Annotated in this window: 4 protein-coding genes and 1 pseudogene; all 5 read right to left on the reverse strand. The window is 59.8% G+C overall.

What is annotated here, in order from left to right; translation table 11 throughout:
• Positions 1–252 (reverse strand): annotated as a pseudogene (locus ACYVDE_RS15950) (phenylalanine--tRNA ligase subunit beta); the annotation flags it as partial.
• 264 nt (positions 253–516) lie between these two features.
• On the reverse strand, positions 517–1,749 hold the full coding sequence (locus ACYVDE_RS15955) for an NADP-dependent isocitrate dehydrogenase (protein ID WP_460502538.1): 1,233 nt from the start codon (positions 1,747–1,749) through the stop codon (positions 517–519).
• Between the two features lie 140 nt (positions 1,750–1,889).
• Positions 1,890–2,501 (reverse strand): DUF1684 domain-containing protein, encoded by a 612-nt coding sequence (locus tag ACYVDE_RS15960; RefSeq protein ID WP_460502539.1) that lies wholly within the window; start codon positions 2,499–2,501, stop codon positions 1,890–1,892.
• Positions 2,502–2,659: 158 nt separating this feature from the next.
• The gene (locus ACYVDE_RS15965; RefSeq protein WP_460502540.1) at positions 2,660–3,355 is read right to left on the reverse strand and encodes a LytR/AlgR family response regulator transcription factor; all 696 of its coding nucleotides are present in this window, start codon (positions 3,353–3,355) and stop codon (positions 2,660–2,662) included.
• Positions 3,356–3,361: 6 nt separating this feature from the next.
• Positions 3,362–4,210: sensor histidine kinase (locus ACYVDE_RS15970; RefSeq protein ID WP_460502541.1), on the reverse strand; the 849-nt coding region annotated here is incomplete at its 5' end.

Below are 4,210 nucleotides of genomic sequence, written 5' to 3' on the forward strand. Positions count from 1 at the left end.
GGCGCCGCACACAATCTGGCGCGGGGTGCCGTCGCCTACGTCCACGGTGGTCAGGCTGAGCTTGTCGGCGTCGGGGTGGCGCTCGCAGGTGAGCACCGTGCCCAGCACCACGCCGCGCAGTCCGCCGGGAATGCTTTCCAGTTCCTCCATGCTCTCCACTTCCAGGCCCGAGCCGGTGAGCAGGGCGCCAATTTCGGCGGCAGGTTTGTCGGTCGGAATGAGGGTTTTAAGCCAGTCGAGGGAAATACGCATCGGGAGTTGTTCGTTGTTGGTGGTCAGTTGTCAGGCCGCTGATGACTGAGCAAAGGTACGGCGGGGTGAAAAGACGAAATTACCGGGCACGAAAAAGCCCACCCGGCGAACCGGATGGGCGTTTCGTGCTGATGTTCACCTCACCCCTGACCCTCTCTCCTTGGGGAGACGGGGAACCGGTCTTGCACCTGGCGAAATCGTGCGTAGTCGTCAGGCTCCCCCTCTCCGCGGGAGAGGGGGCCGGGGGGTGAGGTTTTCGGTGGCTTACTTGCCCAGCTTCTTCTTCAGGTTCTCGTCCAGTGCTTCCAGGAATTCCTCGGTGTAGAGGTAGTCGCGGCCGTGCTCCACCTTGTTGCCGTGGATGCAGACGGCCAAATCCTTGGTCATCTTGCCGCTTTCCACAGTTTCGATGCACACCTGCTCCAGCGCGTGGCAGAAGTCGATAAGCTCCTGGTTGCCGTCGAGCTTGCCGCGGAACTCCAGGCCGCGCGTCCAGGCGAAGATGGAGGCGATGGGGTTGGTCGAGGTAGGCTTGCCTTTCTGGTGGTCGCGGTAGTGGCGCGTCACGGTGCCGTGGGCGGCTTCGGCTTCCATCGTCTGGCCGTCGGGCGTCACCAGTGTGCTCGTCATCAGGCCGAGCGAGCCGAAGCCCTGGGCCACGGTGTCGGACTGCACGTCGCCGTCGTAGTTTTTGCAGGCCCACACGAAGTTGCCGTTCCACTTCAGCGCCGAGGCCACCATGTCGTCAATCAGACGGTGCTCGTAGGTGATGCCGGCAGCGTCGAACTTGCCTTTGTAGTCCTGTTCGTAAATCTCCTGGAAAATGTCCTTGAAGCGGCCATCATACTTCTTCAGGATGGTGTTTTTGGTGCTCAGGTACAGCGGCCAGCCCTTCATCAGGGCCTGGTTGAAGCAGGCGTGGGCGAAGCCGCGGATGCTTTCATCGGTGTTGTACATGGCCAGGGCCACGCCGTCGCCTTTAAAGTTGTACACTTCAAACGACTGCGCCTCGCCGCCATCTTCGGGCTGGAAGCTGATGGTGAGCTTGCCCTTGCCTTTGGTTACGAAGTCGGTAGCGCGGTACTGGTCGCCGAAGGCGTGGCGGCCGATGCAAATCGGAGCCGTCCAGTTCGGCACCAGGCGGGGCACGTTGCTCATCACGATGGGCTCGCGGAAAACCGTGCCGTCCAGGATGTTGCGGATGGTGCCGTTGGGCGACTTCCACATCTGCTTCAGGCCGAACTCGGCCACGCGCTCCTCGTCGGGGGTGATGGTGGCGCACTTGATGCCCACGCCGTACTGCTTGATGGCGTTGGCCGAGTCAATCGTGACCTGGTCGTTGGTCTGGTCGCGGTACTCGATGCCGAGGTCGTAGTACTTGATGTCGAGGTCGAGGTAGGGCAGAATCAGCTTGTCCTTGATGAACTTCCAGATGATGCGCGTCATCTCGTCGCCGTCGAGCTCGACAACCGGGTTGGCTACTTTAATTTTTGACATTGCAATGGGTTTAAAGAGAAGGTGTTGCGGGCCGGTAGCTAATAAATCAGCTCCTTAGCGGGGGGTAAATATAACCGGCGGCGCCGGGCTTTGGCCGCGGCCGCACTATCGTTTGTTCTGTCTCGGCGAAACCAGGCCGGCTAGTCGTGAAACGATTTCTCGCCGGCCGGAATCGGCACCTGCAGCTGGTTTTCGGCTGGCGGCACCGGGCAGCTGTACTGGTTGTTGTAGGCGCAGTACGGATTGTAGGCCCGGTTGAAATCGAGCTGAATTTCCGTGTCGTTCAGCTTCGGCACGGGCGCGTCGAGGTAGCGGCCGCCGCCGTAGGTTTCGTGGCCGTTGGTGAGGTCGGTGAACGGGATGAACAGCGTGGAATCGCGCCCGTCGGCTTTTACATAAAGCCGTAATTGCTGCGGCGCGTTATTCAAGCTGAATTTTACCGTACCCCAATTCAGGTATTTGTCGGGCTGGGTGCCGGTGGTTTGCAGCAGGATGGTATCGGGGGTGGAGTTGCGCGAAATATCGGCGTGCGGTATAAAGGCCGGGTCGCCGGGATAATATTTCAGGCTATCGAAAGCGGCTTTTTGCGTGGTTTCCAGCGGTGAGTTTTCGCTTTGCCGAAACGACTGGTTTTTGTCGCGGCGAAATTTATTTAATTCCGCCAGGTATTTGCTGTTATTCGGTTTAGAATCATTCAGCGAATACCAGATAATACCGATAATGGCGAGGGCAAGGGCTATTTTTTTAAACATTAATTAATGATTGGTAATTATTTCAAATTGAACGTCATGCTGAGCGCAGCCGAAGCATCTTTACCGCAATAGTAAATCAGATTACTTGTGCAGTAGAGATGCTTCGACAAGCTCAGCATGACGTTCCAGTTGCGACGTTCCAGCTCACCCAATACCGCTCAGCGGCCGGGCTTGTTCAGCAGACGGTTTTGCAGAGCCTCACGGTAGCTCTCGGCCAGCGGAATGGCCACCGTGCCGACGGTAACTTGGTGCCGCTCGATTTTGCGAATGGCTTTTAGGGCCACGATGTAGGACTTGTGCACCCGGATAAATTCCTCGGCGGGCAGCGTAGCCAGCATCTCGGCCAGGGTCATGCGGGTGCTTACCTGCCGTCCTTGCTCGTGAATAAATAGCAGGTTGGTATCGGACTGAATGTAGAGCACTTGGTCCACGTTCACGCGAATCCAGTCGTAGCCGTCCTTCACGAAAATGCCGGGCGTACCACCCTCGCGGGCAGGCCGCATTTGCGCGTAGGCCCGGTTGCAGGCCTGCAAAAACCTGCCGAATTCAATGGGCTTGAGCAGGTAGTCGAGTGCCTGCAGCGCGAAGCCTTCCACGGCGTGCTCGGCGTAGGCCGTGGTGAACACGATGCGCTTCTGCAGCGGCGCCACCAGCCGGGCAAAATCCAGCCCCGGCAGGTCGGGCATCTGAATATCGAGAAAAATGAGGTCGACGCGCTCGGTGTGCAGGTGGGCCAGGGCGTCGGCGGTGCTTAGGAAAGTGTGCGTAAGCTCCAGAAACGGCACTTTGGCCGCGTACCGTTGCAGCACTTCCAGGGCCGCGGGCTCGTCGTCGATAGCAATGGCGTGGAGCATAAGCGGCTAGAGGTCGAGGGTGAGGGAAACGGTGAAGGCATCGGCAGTTTGCTGAATGTACAGCTCGTGTCGGCCCGCATACATCAGAGCCAGGCGCTGGCGGGCGGTGGCAATGCCGGTGCCCGGGCCCGGCCGGTGCCCGGTAGCCGGCGCAATGCTGTTGGCCACGTGCAAGCGCAGCCGGCGGTTTTCCACCACTACTTCCAGCTCAATATAGGCCGGCTGTACGAAGCTAATGCCATACTGGTAGGCATTCTCCACGAACGGAATCAGCAGCAAGGGGGCAATGCTGGCCGGGGTTCCGTCCCAGTCGAGCCGGGTGGTGATGTGTAGGCCGTCGCGCGCGGGCAGGCGGGCCCGCTGCAGGGCCAGGTACTTTTCCAGAAACGAAAACTCGTTTTCGATGCTCGTCAGCGGCTGTTTCGATTCCTGCAGCGTGAAGCGCATGATGCCGGCGAGTTGCTCAATGAGGTCGGCCACGGTTTCGTTGTCGACGCGCTGCGCCTCGTTGTAAATCGTGTTCAGCGCATTAAACAGGAAATGCGGGTTCACCTGGGCTTTGAGGGCTGTGAGCTCGGCTTCGACCTTTTGCTGCAGCAGGTGGTCCTGCGCGCGGCGGGCCCGAAACGAGTCGGCCACGTAGCCGTAGGCTACAATCACGGCCAGCAGCACGGCCGTCATCAGCAGGTTTTCGTCGATGAACTCGGGCACATGTTCGGTGCGCAGTTGCAGCAGCTCGAACAGAGCCCAGGCCAGCCCGCACAGCCACGTCCAGTAGGCCCAGCCGGGCTCGCGCTGCAGCAGCCAGCGCCGGAATGCCAGCCGGTAGTTGAGGTGCGCCACCGCGGCTAGGCC

The sequence above is a fragment of the Hymenobacter agri genome (assembly GCF_054778495.1).